Source organism: Pseudomonas sp. D3 (assembly GCF_029320995.1).
Classification (GTDB): Bacteria; Pseudomonadota; Gammaproteobacteria; order Pseudomonadales; family Pseudomonadaceae; genus Aquipseudomonas; species Aquipseudomonas paraveronii.
In genome coordinates this window covers 4,327,352-4,343,809 of the sequence record NZ_CP119772.1, presented here as the reverse complement: position 1 = coordinate 4,343,809, position 16,458 = coordinate 4,327,352, and the positions used below count along the sequence as shown (strand labels likewise).

The window sequence follows — 16,458 nt, the reverse complement described above, 5'->3', positions numbered from 1 at the left end:
GGGTTAGCCTCGGGTAGGAACAAGAAAACGCATCCAGCGACGTTCGGCCAGTCGAAACAGGCCCACCAGTGCAAAGGACAGCAGCATGTAGAGCAGCGCGGCGATACCGAAGGCCTGGAACGTCAGGAACGTCTCGGCATTCGCATCGCGGGCCACTTTGAGGATGTCGGCGACGGTGGCGGTAAACGCCAGCGACGTGGCGTGCAGCATCAGGATCATTTCATTGCTGTAGGCCGGCAACGCACGGCGCAGCGCGGCGGGCACCAGCACAAACAGGTTCAGCCGCCAGCCATGCAGGCCATAGGCGCGGGCCGCTTCGATTTCGCCATGGGGAATGTTGCGGATCGCCCCGGCGAAGATTTCCACGGTGTAGGCGCAGGTGTTGAGCACGAACGCCAGCAGCGTGCAGTTCAGCGCGTTGCGAAAGAACTGGTTGAGCAGGGCGTTGTCCTGCACCACCTCCAGGCTGTACAGCCCGGTGTAGCAAATCAACAGTTGGATATACAGCGGCGTGCCGCGAAACAGGTAGGTGTACACCTCCACCGGCCAGCGCAGCCAAAAGTGCTGCGAGACGCGCGCTAGCGCCAAGGGGATCGACAGGAAAAACCCGAACAGCACCGAAATGATGAACAACCACAGGGTCATCGCCACCCCGGACAAGCCCGCGCCATCGCTGAACAGGTAGGCCAGGCCGTATTGCTGGAACAGTTCGATCATCGCGCCATCCCCTTGATGCCCAGGTTGTAGCGCCGTTCGAGGCGCTTGAAGATGCGGTTGGAGAGGGTGGTGATCACCAGGTACACCAGGCCCGCGAGGATCAGGAAGTACAAGGGTTCGTTGGTGGTCTTGCCGGCGTTTTGCGCGGCTTTGACCAGGTCCGACAGGCCGATGATCGACACCAGCGCCGTGGACTTGAGCAACACCAGCCAGTTATTGCCCAGCCCCGGCAGGGCGAAGCGCATCAACTGCGGGAACAGCACCAGGCGAAAACGCTGCCAGCGGCTCAGGCCATAGGCGGTCGCGGCTTCCAGTTGGCCGACCGGCACGCTGAGGATCGCGCCACGAAAGTTTTCGGTGAAATAGGCGCCGTAGATAAACCCCAGGGTGATCACCCCGGCGGTAAACGGGTCGATTTCAACGTAGTTCCAGCCGAAGGTTTCGGTCAGGTCGTTCAGCCACAGTTGCAGGCTGTAGAAAATCAGCAGGATCAGCACCAGGTCCGGCACGCTGCGAATCAGCGTGGTGTAGAGCGTGGCCGGCAGCCGCAGCCATTTGGCGCTGGAGAGCTTGGCGCCGGCGGCGATCAGGCCCAGGCCAAGGCTCAGGCCCAGCGCCAGGAACGCCAGCTTGACGGTCATCCAGGCGCCCTGGGCGAGCATCGGGCCGTAGCCCTGCAGGTTGAGGAATTCGTTCATGGGGGAGATCTCTAAAGGGCGCAGACATACCCCTGGGGGAGCGGGCTTTGGTGGGAGGGGGCTTGCCCCCGATGAGGGTGTTCCAGTCGACACATGTACTGACTGAGCCGCCGCTATCGGGGGCAAGCCCCCTCCCACACAAGCCTTTTCACAAAAGGGGCGGTGTTGGCTTACTCGTTGTAGATGTCTTGATCGCCGAAGTATTTCTTCTGGATCTGGGCGTAGGTGCCATCGGCCTGTACGGCAGCGATGCCCTTGTTGATCAGCGCGCGCAGTTCCTGGTCGTTCTTGCGCAGGCCCATGGCGATGTCCAGGGGCAGCGTCGGGTCCTTGAAGGCCGGGCCGGTTTTGAAGTCGGCGCCTTCAGGCTTGGACAGGAAGTTGAGCTGGGCTTCGAGTTTGTCGGTCAGGGTGGCGTCGAGGCGGCCGTTTTGCAGGTCGGCGTAGTTCTGCTCCTGGGACTGGTAGGCCTTGATCTGGGCGCCCAGCTTGGCCAGGTGCGCACGCGCATAGGCTTCCTGCAACGAGCCTTGCAGCACGCCGACTTGCTTGCCTTTCAGGGAGTCTGGGGTTTCGCCGAAGTCGGCGCTTTTACGGGTGATGACCGAGGTGGGGCTGAGGAACAATCGGTCGCTGAAGTCGATGACTTTCTCGCGAGCCGGGGTGATGGCCATGGACGACATGATCGCGTCGAACTTGCGCGCACGCAGGGCGGGGATCATGCCGTCGAATTCGTTATGCACCCAGGTGCATTTGACTTCGAGTTTGGCGCAGATCGCGTTGCCCAACTCGATATCGAAGCCTTGCAGGCTGCCATCGGCGGCCACGGATTCGAAGGGTGGGTACTCGGGGAATACGCCGAAGCGGATTTCTTTCCAGTCTTGGGCGTGTGCAGCGGTGGCGCACAGCGGCAACAGCAACGCAGCGAATAGTGAGCGGAGTGGCGTCATGTTGAGTCCCTATATTTTGTAATTGATGTCAGGGCAGTCAAAGGGGTGCAGCGTGCATTCATTTACTGACTCTTCGGTCGCGCTCAGAATGCTTCAAGATGGTGCGTTTTTTGTGTCGTTTACCCCGTGCTCAAAGCGCGAATTGCGCTGTTAAAACAAGCAATGCAGCGGAATCGGCTGTCGCACCCGCTGAATCGGCTTTTCACCCTTGAAATCCTGGCCTGCCCTTGGCGCAAAGCGGCAGGCCAGAGCGGTTTCAGGCGCGCTTTTTGTGCTGTGCGCATGGCGCTTGGGCCAGGCGCGCGAACAGGTCTTTCGGGTTGGCCAGGTCGGGTACCAGTTCCAGTTCGCTGCCGATGTCCAGCGCCTTGGCCACGTCCAGCACGTAGCGCAGGGCCGAGTAGTCTTCGATGGCAAAACCCACGGAGTCGAACAGGGTGACCTGGCGCGCATTCTCGCGGCCGGGCGCCTGGCCGTTGATCACTTGCCACAGTTCGGTGACCGGCGAATCGGCCGGCATGTGCTGGATTTCGCCTTCGATGCGGCTTTGCGGTTCGTATTCGACGATCACCCGGGCGCGCTCGACGATGCGTCGGTCCAGTTCGGTCTTGCCCGGGCAATCGCCGCCGACAGCGTTGAGGTGCATGCCGGGTTCGATCATCTCGTCAGTGAGGATGGTCGCGTAGGCCTTGTCGGCGGTGACGGTGGTGACAATGTCCGCGCCTTTCACCGCGTCGGCCACGCTGGCGGCCAGGATGACTTTGATTGCCGGGAACGCCTTGAGGTTGGCCGCCAGCTTGGCGGTGGCCTTGGCGTCGATGTCGAACAGGCGGATTTCATTGATGCCCAGCAAGGTGTGGAAGGCCAGCGCCTGGAATTCGCTTTGCGAGCCGTTGCCGATCAGCGCCATGCTGCGGCTGTTGTCCCGGGCCAGGTAGCGTGCGACCAGGGCCGAGGTGGCGGCGGTGCGAATCGCGGTGGTCAGGGTCATTTCCGCCAGCAGCATCGGTTTACCGGTATCCACATCGCCCAAGGCACCGAAGGCCATCACGGTGAGCATGCCGGCCTGGGTGTTTTTCGGGTGGCCGTTGACGTATTTGAACGCGTACAGCGACGCGTCGGACACCGGCATCAGTTCGATCACGCCTTCCGGCGAGTGGTTGGCCAGGCGTGTGCATTTCTCGAAATCCTGCCAGCGCAGGTAGTCGGCGCGGATGTAGTCGGCCATCTCGGTGATGCAGGTTTGCAGGCCTTTTTGCGAGACCAGGTAGCTGAGGTCGTTGACGTCGATATAGCGGGTCATGGAGTGGCTCCTGTATTTATTGGAAGGTGGCGCGGGCGGGCAGATGCACTTCCGCGAGCATGCAGCGGGCACTGCCGCCGCCGATGCGTTCGATGTGGTCGATGTTCACCACCACCGGCCGCGTGTGGCGTTCCACATGCTGGCGCTGGGCAGGTTGCAGTGCGTTCCAGGCGCTGGCGGACATCACCAGCAGCGGTTGGCCATCGCCGTCGTGGACTTCGAGCATGTTGCCGGCGAAGGCTTCCAACTGGTCGAAGTCGAGGGCGAGGATGTCCTTGCCAGTGTCGCGCAGGGAGCGTTCCAGGGCCTGGCGCTCGTTGGCGTCCGGCAAGGCTTGCAGGCATACCACCGAGAGGTTGCGGCCGACGCTCATCATCACGTTGCTGTGGTAGATCGGCGCGTGGTGGCGGTCGACGGCGTGGAACACGCAGAGTTGGTAGTCGAGGCGTTCGGCGAACTGGCGCAGGGCGTCGTGGTGCGTGCGCCCGGAGTGGCAGGCGTAGCTGATGCGGTGTTGGCGGTCGAGCACCATGCTGCCGGTGCCTTCGAGGAAGATGTTCTGGTGTTCGAGATGGCTGAGGTCAATGGTGTCTTTGATCGCAAAGCGTTGTTCGAGAACTTGCAGCACGCCCTTGTTGCGCTCCAGCCGGCGGTTCTGGCCTTCCATCGGGTACAGCACCAGGCTGCCGTCTGCATGGCTGCTCCACCAGTTGTTGGGGAAAATCGAGTCGGGGGTATGCGGCGCCGGGGTGTCCTGCACGACCAGGACGTCGACGCCATGCCGGCGCAGGGTGTCGACATAGCCGTCGAACTCTTCCAGCGCTTTTTGCTGTGCGCTGAGCGGATCGAGGGGCTGGCGTTGGAAACGGTTGTTGATCGCGGTGTCCGGGTTGAAAGCAAAGCGCGCCGGGCGAATCATCAAGACGGTGTTGGTGGTTTGCATGGGGGCACGAATCCATGGGTTGAGCAGTGGGGCTATTTTGTGCGTTGTGGCGGCGGAATCTCGGCTGAAACCCAGGGGGTGCTCAGCCGGGAAAGCTGAAAAGTTGGGTGGGGCAGCCGAATCGGCTGTGCTGACTGACGGACCGCTATCGCAGGCAAGCCAGCTCCCACATTAGTATGGGGATGGTTGTGGTATCCGAGTCAGGAAGGAGAGTGCATGTCTATCGCCGTTCGTATTGCCCAGGCCGCCGATGCAGACGGGATCAGCCAGGTCATCCTCGCCGCCTTGCACAGCAGCAATGCGCGGGACTACCCGGCCGATGTGATCGTCCGGGTTGCGGGCAACTTTTCGCCCGCTGCGGTGCTGGAACTGCTTAGGCGCCGGGTGGTGCTGGTGGCGGTTCAGGATCAGGTGATCGTTGCCACCGCAGCCCTTGACGGCAATGCAGTGCGCTCAGTGTTCGTCAACCCGGCGCTGCAAGGGCAGGGCATTGGTCGGCTGCTGATGATTGAAATCGAATTGCGCGCTCGCGAGGCTGGGGTGACGGTGTTGAGTGTGCCGTCCTCGCTGACGGCCGAGCCGTTCTACACCAAGTTGGGCTTTCACACCGTGCGTGATGTCTACCATGGCCATGAACGCACGCTGGTGATGGAAAAGGCGCTGTCGTCGCGCCACCCCATCGGCGCCTATCGCGACCGTCTGCACCGGGCGCAGGTGGTTGCGTTGTGGCAGGAGGCTTTTGGTTATGACACCGCCCATAACCTGCCGACCCTGGCGATTGATAAGAAGCTGGCGGTCAATGACGGGCTGTTCTTCGTGGCGACGGATAAGAACGTCGTGATAGGCACGATTCTGGCGGGGTACGACGGGCATCGTGGTTGGTTGTATTCGGTGGCGGTGCGCGCTGACTATCGCCGGCAAGGGCTGGGTGCGTCACTGGTGCGGCACGCGGAGCAGGCTTTGAGTGCCTTGGGGTGTATGAAGATCAACCTGCAGATCACCGGCGGCAATGACACGGTGGTGGGGTTCTACGAGGCGTTGGGGTATGGGGTGGAGCCGAGGATCAGTATGGGGAAGAAGATGGTGGAAAATATCCCGACTCAATCCTGAGAATGATCGCAGATCAAATGTGGGAGGGGGCTTGCCCCCGATAGCGGAGTGTCAGTCACCGGCAATATTGACTGAGCCACCGCTATCGGGGGCAAGCCCCCTCCTACAGGGGTTTGCAGTGTGGTTGGGTTAGACCTTGACGATCCAGCCTTCTGGCGCTTCGACGTCGCCGGATTGCACGCCGGTCAGCTCTTTGTAGAGCTTCTGGGTGATCGGGCCGACGTCGGTCTCGCTGTAGAACACGTGCAGTTTGCCGTTGTACTCGATGCCGCCGATCGGCGAGATCACGGCGGCAGTCCCGCAGGCGCCGGCTTCCTGGAAGATATCCAGTTGGTCGATGAACACTTCGCCCTCGACCACTTCCAGGCCCAGGCGGGTCTTGGCCAGTTCGATCAGCGACAGGCGGGTGATGCCTGGCAGCACCGAAGGCGACTTCGGTGTGATGAACTTGTTGTCACGGGTGATCCCGAAGAAGTTGGCCGAACCGACTTCCTCGATCTTCGAGTGCGTGGCCGGGTCCAGGTAGATGCTGTCGGCGAAGCCGGCTTTTTTCGCTTCCGAACCTGGCAGCAGGCTGGCGGCATAGTTGCCACCAACCTTGGCGGCGCCGGTGCCGTGTGGTGCGGCGCGGTCGTAGCCGGAGATCTGGAAGTTGTGCGGCACCAGGCCGCCCTTGAAATAGGCGCCGACTGGGATCGCGAACACCGAGAAGATGAACTCCGGCGCGGTGCGCACGCCGATGTTGTCACCGGTGCCGATCACGAACGGGCGCAGGTACAGCGCGCCGCCGCTGCCATACGGCGGGATGAACCGCTCGTTGGCGCGAACCACTTGCTTGCAGGCGTCGATGAAGGCTTCGGTCGGCACTTGCGGCATCAGCAGGCGGCCACAGCTGCGCTGCATGCGTGCGGCGTTCTGGTCCGGGCGGAACAGGTTGATCGAGCCGTCCTTGCAGCGGTAGGCCTTGAGGCCTTCAAAGCATTGCTGACCGTAGTGCAGGGCGGTGGAGCCCTCGCTGATGTGCAGCACGTTGTCTTCGGTCAGGGTGCCCGCTTGCCACTCGCCGTTTTTCCAGGTCTGGATAAACCGCTTGTCGGTCTTGATGTAGTCAAAACCCAGCTTGTCCCAATTGATGCTTTCGTTACCCATGACACCCTCTATCTCTGGTCAAGTCGGTTTTTTTCTGAATGGGCGCAACAATACTGCATTCTTGCTTCATGTGGGAGCGGGCTTTTGTGGGAGGGGGCTTGCTCCCGATGACGGTGGGTCAGTCGATACCTCCAGTGACTGACACTCCGCTATCGGGAGCAAGCCCCCTCCCACAAATGCCCGCTCCCACGGGGTGGGGGGCGTTTTTACAGGTGGAGGGGATGGCCCAGGGCTCGTAGGGCGGCTTCCTGGACGGCTTCGCCGAGTGTCGGGTGGGCGTGGATGGTGCCCGCCACGTCTTCGAGGCGCGCGCCCATTTCCAGGCTCAGCCCAAAGGCGGTGGACAGCTCGGACACGCCGACGCCCACCGCCTGCCAGCCGACAATCAGATGATTGTCACGCCGCGCCACCACCCGCACGAAGCCGGTTTTCGACTCCAGGGTCATGGCCCGGCCATTGGCCGCGAACGGGAAGCTCGACACGATGCAGTCCAGGCCCGCCGCCTTGGCCTCGTCGGGCGTCTTGCCGACCACCACCAACTCCGGGTCGGTAAAGCACACGGCCGGGATCGCCGCCGGGTTGAATTCGCGGTGTTGACCGCTGATCAGTTCGGCGACCATTTCGCCCTGGGCCATGGCCCGGTGGGCGAGCATCGGCTCGCCGCTCAGGTCGCCGATGGCCCACACATTGCGCATGCTGGTCTGGCAGCGGTGGTCGATCTTGACCGCCGCGCCGTGCATGTCCAGGTTCAGCGCTTCGAGGTTCCAGCCCTGGGTGTTGGGGGTGCGACCCACGGCGACCAGCACCTGATCGGTGTCCAGCGACACGGTGTCGCCCTTCGGGTCGCGCACTTGCAGGCGGTTGTGCTCAAAGCCGGTGACGCTGTGCTTGAGGTACAGCTTCACGCCCAATTGCTTGAGGGAATCAGCCACCGGCTGGGTCAGTTCGGCGTCATAGGCGGGCAGGATGCGTTCCTGCGCCTCGACCACGCTGACCTCGGCGCCGAGCTTGCGGTAGGCAATCCCCAGTTCCAGGCCGATATAACCGCCACCCACCACAATCAGGTGCTTGGGCACGCGGGTTGGCGCCAGGGCTTCGGTGGACGAAATGATCGGCCCGCCAATCGGCAGCATCGGCAGGTTGACGCTTTTCGAACCGGTGGCCAGCAGCAGGTGTTCGCACTGGATGCGCTGGTCGCCGACGTCGACGGTCTTGCCGTCCACCACCTTGGCCCACCCGTGGATGACCTGCACCTTGTGTTTCTTCAGCAGCGCGGCAACCCCGGTAGTCAGGCGATCGACGATGCCGTCTTTCCATTCCACGCTTTTGCGGATGTCCAGGGTCGGTACATCGACTTCGATCCCCAGGGGCGAACCCTGGCTGTGGTGGACGCTTTGCTGGAACTGTTCGGCCACATGGATCAAGGCCTTGGACGGGATGCAGCCGATATTCAGGCAGGTGCCGCCCAGTGCCTGGCCTTCCACCAGAACGGTCGGAATACCCAGTTGACCGGCGCGGATCGCGGCCACATAACCGCCAGGGCCGCCGCCGATAATCAGCAGGGTGGTGTGCAATGTCTGAGTCATGCCCTTACTCCAGGAACAGGCTGGCGGGTTGTTCGAGCAGGCCGCGAATGGCCTGGATGAATTGCGCCGCGTCCATGCCGTCGACCACGCGGTGATCGAACGAGCTGGAGAGGTTCATCATCTTGCGGATCACGATCTGGCCCTTGATCACCATCGGCCGCTCGACGATGCGGTTGACGCCGACGATGGCCACTTCCGGCAGGTTCAGCACCGGCGTGCTGACGATGCCGCCCAAGGCGCCAAGGCTGGTCAGGGTAATGGTCGACCCCGACAGCTCGTCGCGGCTGGCCTTGCCGTTGCGCGCGGCGGTGGCCAGGCGGGCGATTTCCTCGGCATTGCCCCACAGGCTGCGTGCTTCGGCGTGACGTACCACCGGCACCATCAGGCCCACATCGCTCTGGGTGGCGACGCCGACATGCACCGCACCGAGGCGGGTGATGACCTGGGCTTCGTCGTCGTAACGCGCGTTGATCTGCGGGAAGTCGCGCAACGCCACGACCATGGCGCGCACGATGAACGGCAGCAGCGTCAGCTTGCCGCGTGTCGCACCGTGTTTTTCATTGAGGTGGACACGCAGCTCGTCGAGGGCGGTGACGTCGATCTCTTCCACATAGCTGAAATGCGCGGCGCGCCGGGTGGCGTCCTGCATGCGCTGGGCGATCTTGCGGCGCATGCCGATCACCGGGATCTGTTCTTCGTCGTTGCGTTCGGCGTAGGGGTTGGCTGCCTTAGTATTTTGCGCCGGACGCTGGAGCAAGTAAGCGTCCAAATCTTCGTGCAGAATCCGGCCCGCCGGACCGGAGCCCTGCACCAGGCGCAGTTGTATGCCCGCATCCAGCGCATGCTGGCGCACGGAGGGCGAGGCTAGCGGGCGTTCGTTGGCATCGCGGGCCACGGGAGCCTGGGGCGCGACGGACGGTTTGCGCGCCGGCTGGCTTTCCGGCACCGGAGCCGGCTGGCTGGCAGGCATCGGCGCAGGCGCCGCCTTGGCCGGTTCAGCCGCCACCGGCACGTCCCTGGTATTGCCCGCGCCTTCGACTTCGATGCTGATCAGCACACTGCCGACGGCCATGACTTCACCTGGCTCGCCGCCGAGGGCAATCACCTTGCCGTGGACTGGCGAGGGAATATCCACCATCGCCTTGTCGGTCATCACATCCGCCAGCACCTGGTCTTCGACGACCATGTCGCCAACCTTCACATGCCAGACCGACAGTTCAACTTCTGCGATGCCTTCGCCAATGTCCGGCATCTTGATAACGTGCGTGCCCATTCAGACCTCCATGACCCGTTTCAACGCCGCGCCCACTCGGGACGGCCCTGGGAAATACGCCCACTCTTGCGCGTGCGGGTAGGGGGTGTCCCAACCGGTGACGCGTTCGATCGGCGCTTCCAGGTGGTGGAAGCAATGTTCCTGCACCAGCGCCACCAGTTCGGCGCCAAAGCCGCAGGTGCGGGTGGCTTCATGCACCACCACGCAACGGCCGGTCTTTTTCACCGACTTGACGATGGTTTCCAGGTCCAGCGGCCACAGGCTGCGCAGGTCGATGACCTCGGCGTCGATGCCGGTTTCTTCGGCGGCGACTTGCGACACGTACACGGTGGTGCCGTAGGTCAGTACGGTAACGGCCGAACCCGGACGCACGATCGCGGCCACATCCAGCGGCACGGTGTAGTAACCGTCCGGCACTTGGGCCTGCGGGTGTTTCGACCATGGCGTTACGGGGCGGTCGTGGTGACCGTCGAACGGACCGTTGTACAGGCGCTTGGGCTCAAGGAAGATCACCGGGTCATCGTTTTCGATGGAGGCGATCAACAGGCCCTTGGCGTCATAGGGGTTGGACGGCATCACCGTGCGCAGGCCGCACACCTGGGTGAACACCGCTTCGATACTCTGGCTGTGGGTCTGGCCGCCGTAGATGCCGCCGCCGCAGGGCATGCGCAGGGTCAACGGCGCGGTGAACTGGCCGGCCGAGCGATACCGCAGGCGGGCCGCTTCGGAGATGATCTGGTCGCTGGCCGGGTAGACGTAGTCGGCGAACTGGATTTCCGCCACCGGGCGCAGGCCGTAGGCGCCCATGCCCACCGCCACGCCGACGATGCCGCTTTCGGAGATCGGCGCATCAAACACCCGCGAGCTGCCGTACTTGTTCTGCAGACCCTCGGTGCAACGGAATACGCCGCCGAAATAGCCGACGTCCTGGCCGAACACCACCACGTTGTCGTCACGCTCAAGCATCACGTCCATGGCCGAGCGCAGGGCCTGGATCATGGTCATGGTGGTGGTGGTCATGGCGGTTTCCAATTCGATGCTGTTGTTGTGATCGTTCATGTCAGACCCCCGACTCTTGACGCTGGCGCTTCAAGTGCTCCGGCATCTCTTTGTAAACGTCTTCGAACATGGTCGCGGCGCTTGGAATCTGGCCGCCGGCGAGGGTGCCGTACTGTTCGGCTTCTTTCTGCGCCTTGACCACTTCGGCTTCCAGTTCGGCACTGACCGCCGCGTGTTCCTCTTCGGACCACTGGCCAGTCTTGATCAGGTGCTGCTTGAGGCGCGCAATCGGGTCGCCCAACGGGAAGTGGCTCCAGTCATCGGCGGGACGGTATTTGGAGGGATCATCCGAAGTGGAGTGCGGCCCGGCGCGGTAGGTGACCCATTCGATCAGGGTCGGGCCGAGGTTGCGCCGCGCGCGTTCGGCGGCCCAGGCGGAAGCGGCGTACACCGCGATGAAGTCGTTGCCGTCCACGCGCAGCGAGGCTATGCCGCAACCGACGCCGCGTCCGGCGAAGGTGGTGGCTTCACCGCCGGCGATGGCCTGGAAGGTCGAGATTGCCCACTGGTTGTTGACCACGTTGAGAATCACCGGCGCGCGATAAACGTGGGCGAAGGTGAGGGCGGTGTGGAAGTCCGATTCGGCAGTGGCGCCGTCGCCGATCCAGGCCGAGGCGATCTTGGTATCGCCCTTGATTGCCGAGGCCATGCCCCAGCCCACACCTTGTACGAATTGGGTAGCAAGGTTGCCGGAAATGGTGAAGAAACCGGCGTCTTTCACCGAGTACATGATCGGTAACTGCCGGCCCTTGAGCGGATCGCGTTCGTTGGACAGCAGTTGGCAGATCAGGTCCACCAGCGGCACGTCGCGTGCCATCAGGATGCTTTGCTGGCGGTAGGTGGGGAAGCACATGTCGTCGATGTTCAAGGCCAGGGCCTGGGCGCAGCCGATGGCTTCTTCGCCGAGGCTCTGCATATAGAACGACATTTTTTTCTGACGTTGGGCGACCACCATGCGGTTATCGAAGATCCGTGTCTTGAGCATGGCACGCATGCCGCGACGCAGGATCTCGACAGGCACGCCTTCAGCCCAGGGACCGAGGGCTTGGCCCTGGTCGTCGAGCACGCGAATCAGGCCCTTGGCCAGGTCGGCGGTGTCGGCGGGTTCTACGTTGATAGGGGGTTTGCGCACCAGGCCCGCGTCCGTCAGACGCAGGTAGGTAAAGTCGGTCTTGCAGCCTGGGCGGCCCGAGGGTTCGGGAACATGCAGGCAAAGGGGGGCATACGGCTGGTTCATGGCTTTCTACGCTCGATCTTGTGAATTTCTTGTAGTGGGCGCGCTAGCTGACGGTCTTCCTCCGGGTAGGAGAAATCTTGTCCTACAACAATCATAGGCGGGGCGTAGAAGAATATTTATCTGTGTTTCATTGCGCTTGGGCTCATTTGCGGATAAAAAAACTGCATAAACACAATAAACAGGTGATTTTGTCTCATGCGCAAACTGGACCGTACCGATATCGGCATTCTCAATGCCCTGCAGGAGAATGCGCGCATCACCAACGCCGACCTCGCCCGTTCGGTCAACCTGTCGCCCACACCGTGCTTCAACCGGGTCAAGGCGATGGAGGAACTGGGCCTGATTCGTGACCAGGTGACCCTGCTGGATGCCGACCTGCTGGGGCTGCACGTCAACGTGTTTATCCACGTCAGCCTGGAAAAGCAGAACGAACTGGCCTTGCAGCAATTCGAAGGGGCGATTTCCGACCGGCCCGAGGTGATGGAGTGCTACTTGATGGCCGGCGACCCGGACTACCTGATCCGCGTGCTGGTGCCGACGATCCAGTCGCTGGAACGTTTCATGATGGACTTTCTAACCAAAGTGCCAGGCGTTGCCAATATCCGCTCCAGCTTCGCTCTTAAACAAGTGCGCTATAAGACCGCGTTGCCGCTGCCGCCGGATGGATTGATGGTTTGATCTCGGCTTGGGATAACCCAAGTTATTTTGATAGTTAGCTAGATAACTACCGGCGCTGTTTTTATTTCTTTCTCTAAATAAAAATTTACTTAATCAGTCACGTATTTTTCACATCTAACTCAACACATTAGCACCCAGCAGGCCGTGAAATTCGCGGCCCAGAATAAGGGTGAGCCGCGATGTCCATGAGAGCCTTGAAGTTGAACGTTCGTACCACTCTGTGTTTTGGTGTGGTGTGTCTTCTGCTGTTAGTACAAGGAGCAATGACGCTTATAAAAGTCGATAAGGTTTATTCTTCGACCGTTGAAATCGAAAACAACTGGCTCCCCAGTATTCGCCTGGGCGGTGAGATAGATGTGGCTTTTTACAAACTGCGTCTTGATCTACGTCGTTTTGCCATGGAAGCCACGCGTCAAGACCCCGCTTCGCTTGAGAAGCTCAAAAGTGTTCGCGCGCAAGCGCTCGAAGTTGCCGAGCGCTATGCGCCGTTAGTGTCGAGCCCCGAGGAACAAGCCAAGTACAACGAGGCATTGAGCGGGATAAAGAACTACATCCAGAAAACGGATGAGTTCCTCGCACAAGCCTCCAGCCTTTCCGCCGAGCAGGCGGCCACCTATTTGCGTGAGGTTAACGGACCGATTGCACTTGATGTGCAGCGTGCCATCGGCGAACTGATCGCGTTGAACGCGCGTGGCTCCGCCGAGGCGGTACAGGTCGCGTCCAGCGAGTATCAAGGAGCGCGTTTGTTTACCTGGATCTTGATGGTCGGCTCGTTACTGGTCGCCGTCGTGGTCGCTCGTCTGTTTGCCCGCAGCATCATTAAACCGGTGCACGAATTGTTGGTGTCGACCGGCAAAATTGCCGATGGGGATTTGCGTGTGGCCATTGCCATCAATGGCAATGATGAGCTGACCGAATTGCAACGGTCTACCGCGTCCATGCAGATGAACCTGAAAAGCACCCTGCAGAATATTTCGGAGGCGTCTGGACAACTGGCTTCGGCGGCGGAGGAGATGAGTTCGATCACCCGCGAGTCCAGTGCAGGTATTGAACGCCAAAGCATGGAGACGGATCAGGCGGCCACGGCGGTTAACGAGATGACGGCGGCGGTGGAAGAGGTGGCCAGGAATGCGATCTCGGCTTCCCAATCGACGCAGGATTCCCAGCGTTCGGCCAAAATCGGCCAGGAGCGCGTGACGCAAACCATCGCGTCCATCGAGAAGCTCAGCGCCACGGTGCAGCAGACTGGCGTGGAAGTCGAAGGGTTGGCCAAGCAGGCTCAGGATATTGCGCGGGTGGTTGAGGTGATTCGCTCCATTGCCGAGCAAACCAACCTGCTGGCCTTGAACGCCGCTATTGAAGCCGCCAGGGCCGGGGAACAGGGGCGAGGCTTTGCGGTGGTGGCCGACGAAGTTCGGGCGCTGGCCCACAGGACGCAAACCTCGACCCAGGAAATCGAGCACATGATTGCGAAAATCCAGACCTGCTCCAGCGACGCGGTGTCCTCTATGGCGCTGAACCGCAACGACGCAGTGGACTCGCTGAAAATCGCCCATGAAGCCGGTGTGGCCTTGACGCAAATCACTGAGGCCATTGCAGATATCAATGACCGCAACCTGTTGATCGCCACGGCATCCGAGGAGCAGGCCCACGTTGCCCGCTCGGTGGACCAGAACCTGATCAGCATTCGGGATCTGTCCATCCAGAGTTCTTCCGCCGCTGGGCAAACCTCCATCGCCAGTCATGAGCTTTCCAAGCTGGCGGTCGACCTCAAGCAAATCGTTGCCAAGTTCTCCGTCAGTTGAGTAACGGCATGCGTCCTCAACGTGCGCTCCGGCTGGAGCGCGCTCAGAGCTGATTGAGCGGAATCTTGCGGTACATCACCCCATGCTCTTCGGGCGGCGGCATATGCCCCGCCCGCACATTCACCTGGATCGCCGGCAGCAACAGCGTCGGCATCCCCAGCCCGGCATCGCGCTGGGGGCGTTCAAACTGCCGATAGGGAAGACTTCATCCGGGGCGAACAAGTGGTCGAACTGCGAACCGTCGACGCGATCTTTCGGCATGTTGTTCAGGGCCGGTCGTACACCCTAAGTGCCGGGCCTGTAACCGGGCCCGTCTTACACCGAACTTGCCGGGCACCCGTGGCCCACCCAAAGCACCCGCAAACCAGGGCCAAGGCAGCGTAGGCCGTGGCCTGGCAGCTTCCGATAATCGCCTCCGACATCACGTCAACGTTGCGGAGCGCACCATGCATAACAATAAGAATCTCCCCTTGCGTCTGTTACCTGTGTTTCTCGTTGGCCTGGGCCTGAGCCCACTCGCCAACGCCGAAATCATGTTGTACGACAAAGACGAAACCACCTTCTCCACCGATGGCTACATCAACGCCTTCTACGTCAACAGCAAAGTTGACCGCGCCGGTGACCAATACGACCGCCGCCAGGCCCGGGTGAAGATGGGCTTTTTGCCCAACTACCTGGGCTTCAACATGACCAAGCAGGCCGACGACCTCAAACTCGGCGCCCGTGCCTCGTTCTGGGTGACCATCAACGACAGCCAGACCAACGGCACCGACACCGCCATCGATGTGCGCCAGTTCTACGGCACCGTGGCCAACCCGGAGTGGGGCGAAGTGCTGATCGGCAAGGACTTCGGCCTCTTCGCCCGTTCCAATATCCTGCTCGATGAATTGCTGGCGGGCTACGGCCAGGTCAGCGACAGCCTCGGCCTGGTCGATGGCGGCGGGGTTTCGTTCGGCAATATCGGCAGCGGCTATCCGTACCCGTTCCCGACCTCGCAGATCACCTACCGCACCCCGGTGATGGACGGCTTGCGTGTTGCCGTCGGCATCCTCGACCCGGTCGACACCAACGACAGCAGCGCCCAAGGCAAGGCCTACCAGAAGAACCCGCGCACCGAGAGCGAGATCACCTACCAGTTCGACGTGGGCGGGGCGAAGATCTACAGCTGGCTCAACGGCAGCTACCAGACCTCGGACAACACCGACGCCAATGTCGACAGCGTCACCTCCAAGGGCCTGGGCTACGGCGTGCAGGCGAAAATGGGCGGCCTGTCCCTGACCGGCTCGGGCTTCCAGGCCAAGGGCATCAACCCGTTTTTCACCAACAATGCCGGCAAAGCGACCCTGCGCAATGTCGACAGCAACGGCTACCTGCTGCAAGGCTCCTACAAGTTGGGCAAGAACCGCCTGGCGCTGTCGTATGGCAAGACCAAGGACGACGGCAACGGCGTGGTGGGCAGCGGCGCGGATTATGACACCCGCGGCATTGCGCTGTTTCACGACGTGAACGACAACCTCAAGCTGGTCGCCGAATACAACCAGTTCCAGATCAAGGGGCATGAGACCAGCGCCCAAAATGAAGACACCGACACCTTCGCCGTCGGTGCCGTACTCACCTGGTAAGACCTGAAACGCAATCCAAGTGTGGGAGGGGGCTTGGGTGTTGTTTACACCCTGTACCTTCCTCTGCTGAGTGGCCAATGCATTGAAGACCTGGCCTGGTCTTCAAGTGGTACGCGGTCAAAATGTGGGAGGGGGCTTGGGTGTTGTTTACACCCTGTACCTTCCTCTGCTGAGTGGCCAATGCATTGAAGACCTGGCCTGGTCTTCAAGTGGTACGCGGTCAAAATGTGGGAGGGGGCTTGCTCCCGATGGCGGTGTTGAAGCCACATCATCAGTGACTGATCCACCGCCATCGGGAGCAAGCCCCCTCCCACATTGGATTACCTGC

14 protein-coding genes and 1 pseudogene are annotated in these 16,458 nt (G+C 61.5%); 4 read left to right on the top strand and 11 right to left on the bottom strand.

Annotated features, from left to right (window positions below; genetic code table 11):
- Nucleotides 1-3: 3 nt before the first annotated feature.
- From P3S72_RS19795 to P3S72_RS19775, 5 genes are all read right to left on the bottom strand, one after another.
- Complete coding sequence (locus tag P3S72_RS19795; RefSeq protein WP_276193713.1) at nt 4-717, bottom strand: ABC transporter permease; 714 nt, start codon at nt 715-717, stop codon at nt 4-6.
- Nucleotides 714-1,415: an ABC transporter permease gene (locus tag P3S72_RS19790; RefSeq protein ID WP_276193712.1), complete on the bottom strand. Its 702-nt coding sequence runs from the start codon at nt 1,413-1,415 to the stop codon at nt 714-716. The genes P3S72_RS19795 and P3S72_RS19790 overlap by 4 nt, the downstream gene beginning before the upstream one ends.
- A 170-nt stretch (nt 1,416-1,585) precedes the next feature.
- Nucleotides 1,586-2,365 (bottom strand): ABC transporter substrate-binding protein, encoded by a 780-nt coding sequence (locus P3S72_RS19785; protein ID WP_247401944.1) that lies wholly within the window; start codon nt 2,363-2,365, stop codon nt 1,586-1,588.
- 256 nt (nt 2,366-2,621) lie between these two features.
- Nucleotides 2,622-3,668 (bottom strand): ornithine cyclodeaminase, encoded by a 1,047-nt coding sequence (locus P3S72_RS19780; protein WP_276193711.1) that lies wholly within the window; start codon nt 3,666-3,668, stop codon nt 2,622-2,624.
- Nucleotides 3,669-3,684: 16 nt separating this feature from the next.
- Entirely contained in the window at nt 3,685-4,611 is a 927-nt protein-coding gene (locus P3S72_RS19775; protein WP_276193710.1) for an arginine deiminase-related protein, read from the bottom strand.
- 216 nt (nt 4,612-4,827) lie between these two features.
- On the opposite strand from P3S72_RS19775, the gene P3S72_RS19770 reads away from it, so the two are divergent.
- The gene (locus P3S72_RS19770; RefSeq protein ID WP_276193709.1) at nt 4,828-5,721 is read left to right on the top strand and encodes a GNAT family acetyltransferase; all 894 of its coding nucleotides are present in this window, start codon (nt 4,828-4,830) and stop codon (nt 5,719-5,721) included.
- Nucleotides 5,722-5,850: 129 nt separating this feature from the next.
- On the opposite strand, the gene P3S72_RS19765 is transcribed toward P3S72_RS19770, so the two are convergent.
- The 5 genes from P3S72_RS19765 to P3S72_RS19745 form a co-directional block, all read right to left on the bottom strand.
- Entirely contained in the window at nt 5,851-6,870 is a 1,020-nt protein-coding gene (locus tag P3S72_RS19765) for a branched-chain amino acid aminotransferase (protein WP_247401936.1), read from the bottom strand.
- 206 nt (nt 6,871-7,076) lie between these two features.
- Nucleotides 7,077-8,456, bottom strand: coding sequence for a dihydrolipoyl dehydrogenase (gene lpdA / locus P3S72_RS19760; protein ID WP_276193708.1), 1,380 nt, complete (start codon nt 8,454-8,456; stop codon nt 7,077-7,079).
- Between the two features lie 4 nt (nt 8,457-8,460).
- A complete protein-coding gene (locus P3S72_RS19755; protein WP_276193707.1) occupies nt 8,461-9,729 on the bottom strand; it encodes a dihydrolipoamide acetyltransferase family protein in 1,269 nt (422 codons plus the stop codon).
- Complete coding sequence (locus tag P3S72_RS19750) at nt 9,730-10,788, bottom strand: alpha-ketoacid dehydrogenase subunit beta (protein WP_276193706.1); 1,059 nt, start codon at nt 10,786-10,788, stop codon at nt 9,730-9,732.
- A gap of 1 nt (nt 10,789) precedes the next feature.
- Nucleotides 10,790-12,025, bottom strand: coding sequence for a thiamine pyrophosphate-dependent enzyme (locus tag P3S72_RS19745; RefSeq protein WP_276193705.1), 1,236 nt, complete (start codon nt 12,023-12,025; stop codon nt 10,790-10,792).
- Nucleotides 12,026-12,220: 195 nt separating this feature from the next.
- On the opposite strand from P3S72_RS19745, the gene P3S72_RS19740 reads away from it, so the two are divergent.
- Together P3S72_RS19740 and P3S72_RS19735 are read left to right on the top strand one after the other, a co-directional pair.
- On the top strand, nt 12,221-12,703 hold the full coding sequence (locus tag P3S72_RS19740; RefSeq protein WP_017847498.1) for an Lrp/AsnC family transcriptional regulator: 483 nt from the start codon (nt 12,221-12,223) through the stop codon (nt 12,701-12,703).
- A 179-nt stretch (nt 12,704-12,882) separates the two neighbouring features.
- Nucleotides 12,883-14,508, top strand: coding sequence for a methyl-accepting chemotaxis protein (locus P3S72_RS19735; protein WP_247402992.1), 1,626 nt, complete (start codon nt 12,883-12,885; stop codon nt 14,506-14,508).
- A 43-nt stretch (nt 14,509-14,551) separates the two neighbouring features.
- On the opposite strand, the pseudogene P3S72_RS19730 reads toward P3S72_RS19735, so the two are convergent.
- Nucleotides 14,552-14,680: pseudogene (locus P3S72_RS19730) on the bottom strand (MBL fold metallo-hydrolase); the annotation flags it as partial.
- Nucleotides 14,681-14,954: 274 nt separating this feature from the next.
- Between P3S72_RS19730 and P3S72_RS19725 the strand changes: the two are divergent.
- Nucleotides 14,955-16,130: a porin gene (locus P3S72_RS19725; RefSeq protein ID WP_276193704.1), complete on the top strand. Its 1,176-nt coding sequence runs from the start codon at nt 14,955-14,957 to the stop codon at nt 16,128-16,130.
- Nucleotides 16,131-16,458 lie beyond the last annotated feature (328 nt).

Bases quoted from the DNA above. Each gene is read 5' to 3' on its own strand.
- P3S72_RS19765 (WP_247401936.1), bottom strand. From the start codon at position 6,870: ATGGGTAACGAAAGCATCAATTGGGACAAGCTGGGTTTTGACTACATC.
- P3S72_RS19775 (WP_276193710.1), bottom strand. From the start codon at position 4,611: ATGCAAACCACCAACACCGTCTTGATGATTCGCCCGGCGCGCTTTGCT.
- P3S72_RS19755 (WP_276193707.1), bottom strand. From the start codon at position 9,729: ATGGGCACGCACGTTATCAAGATGCCGGACATTGGCGAAGGCATCGCA.
- P3S72_RS19790 (WP_276193712.1), bottom strand. From the start codon at position 1,415: ATGAACGAATTCCTCAACCTGCAGGGCTACGGCCCGATGCTCGCCCAG.
- P3S72_RS19725 (WP_276193704.1), top strand. From the start codon at position 14,955: ATGCATAACAATAAGAATCTCCCCTTGCGTCTGTTACCTGTGTTTCTC.
- P3S72_RS19750 (WP_276193706.1), bottom strand. From the start codon at position 10,788: ATGAACGATCACAACAACAGCATCGAATTGGAAACCGCCATGACCACC.
- P3S72_RS19770 (WP_276193709.1), top strand. From the start codon at position 4,828: ATGTCTATCGCCGTTCGTATTGCCCAGGCCGCCGATGCAGACGGGATC.
- P3S72_RS19745 (WP_276193705.1), bottom strand. From the start codon at position 12,025: ATGAACCAGCCGTATGCCCCCCTTTGCCTGCATGTTCCCGAACCCTCG.
- P3S72_RS19795 (WP_276193713.1), bottom strand. From the start codon at position 717: ATGATCGAACTGTTCCAGCAATACGGCCTGGCCTACCTGTTCAGCGAT.
- P3S72_RS19735 (WP_247402992.1), top strand. From the start codon at position 12,883: ATGTCCATGAGAGCCTTGAAGTTGAACGTTCGTACCACTCTGTGTTTT.
- P3S72_RS19785 (WP_247401944.1), bottom strand. From the start codon at position 2,365: ATGACGCCACTCCGCTCACTATTCGCTGCGTTGCTGTTGCCGCTGTGC.
- P3S72_RS19780 (WP_276193711.1), bottom strand. From the start codon at position 3,668: ATGACCCGCTATATCGACGTCAACGACCTCAGCTACCTGGTCTCGCAA.
- P3S72_RS19740 (WP_017847498.1), top strand. From the start codon at position 12,221: ATGCGCAAACTGGACCGTACCGATATCGGCATTCTCAATGCCCTGCAG.
- lpdA (WP_276193708.1), bottom strand. From the start codon at position 8,456: ATGACTCAGACATTGCACACCACCCTGCTGATTATCGGCGGCGGCCCT.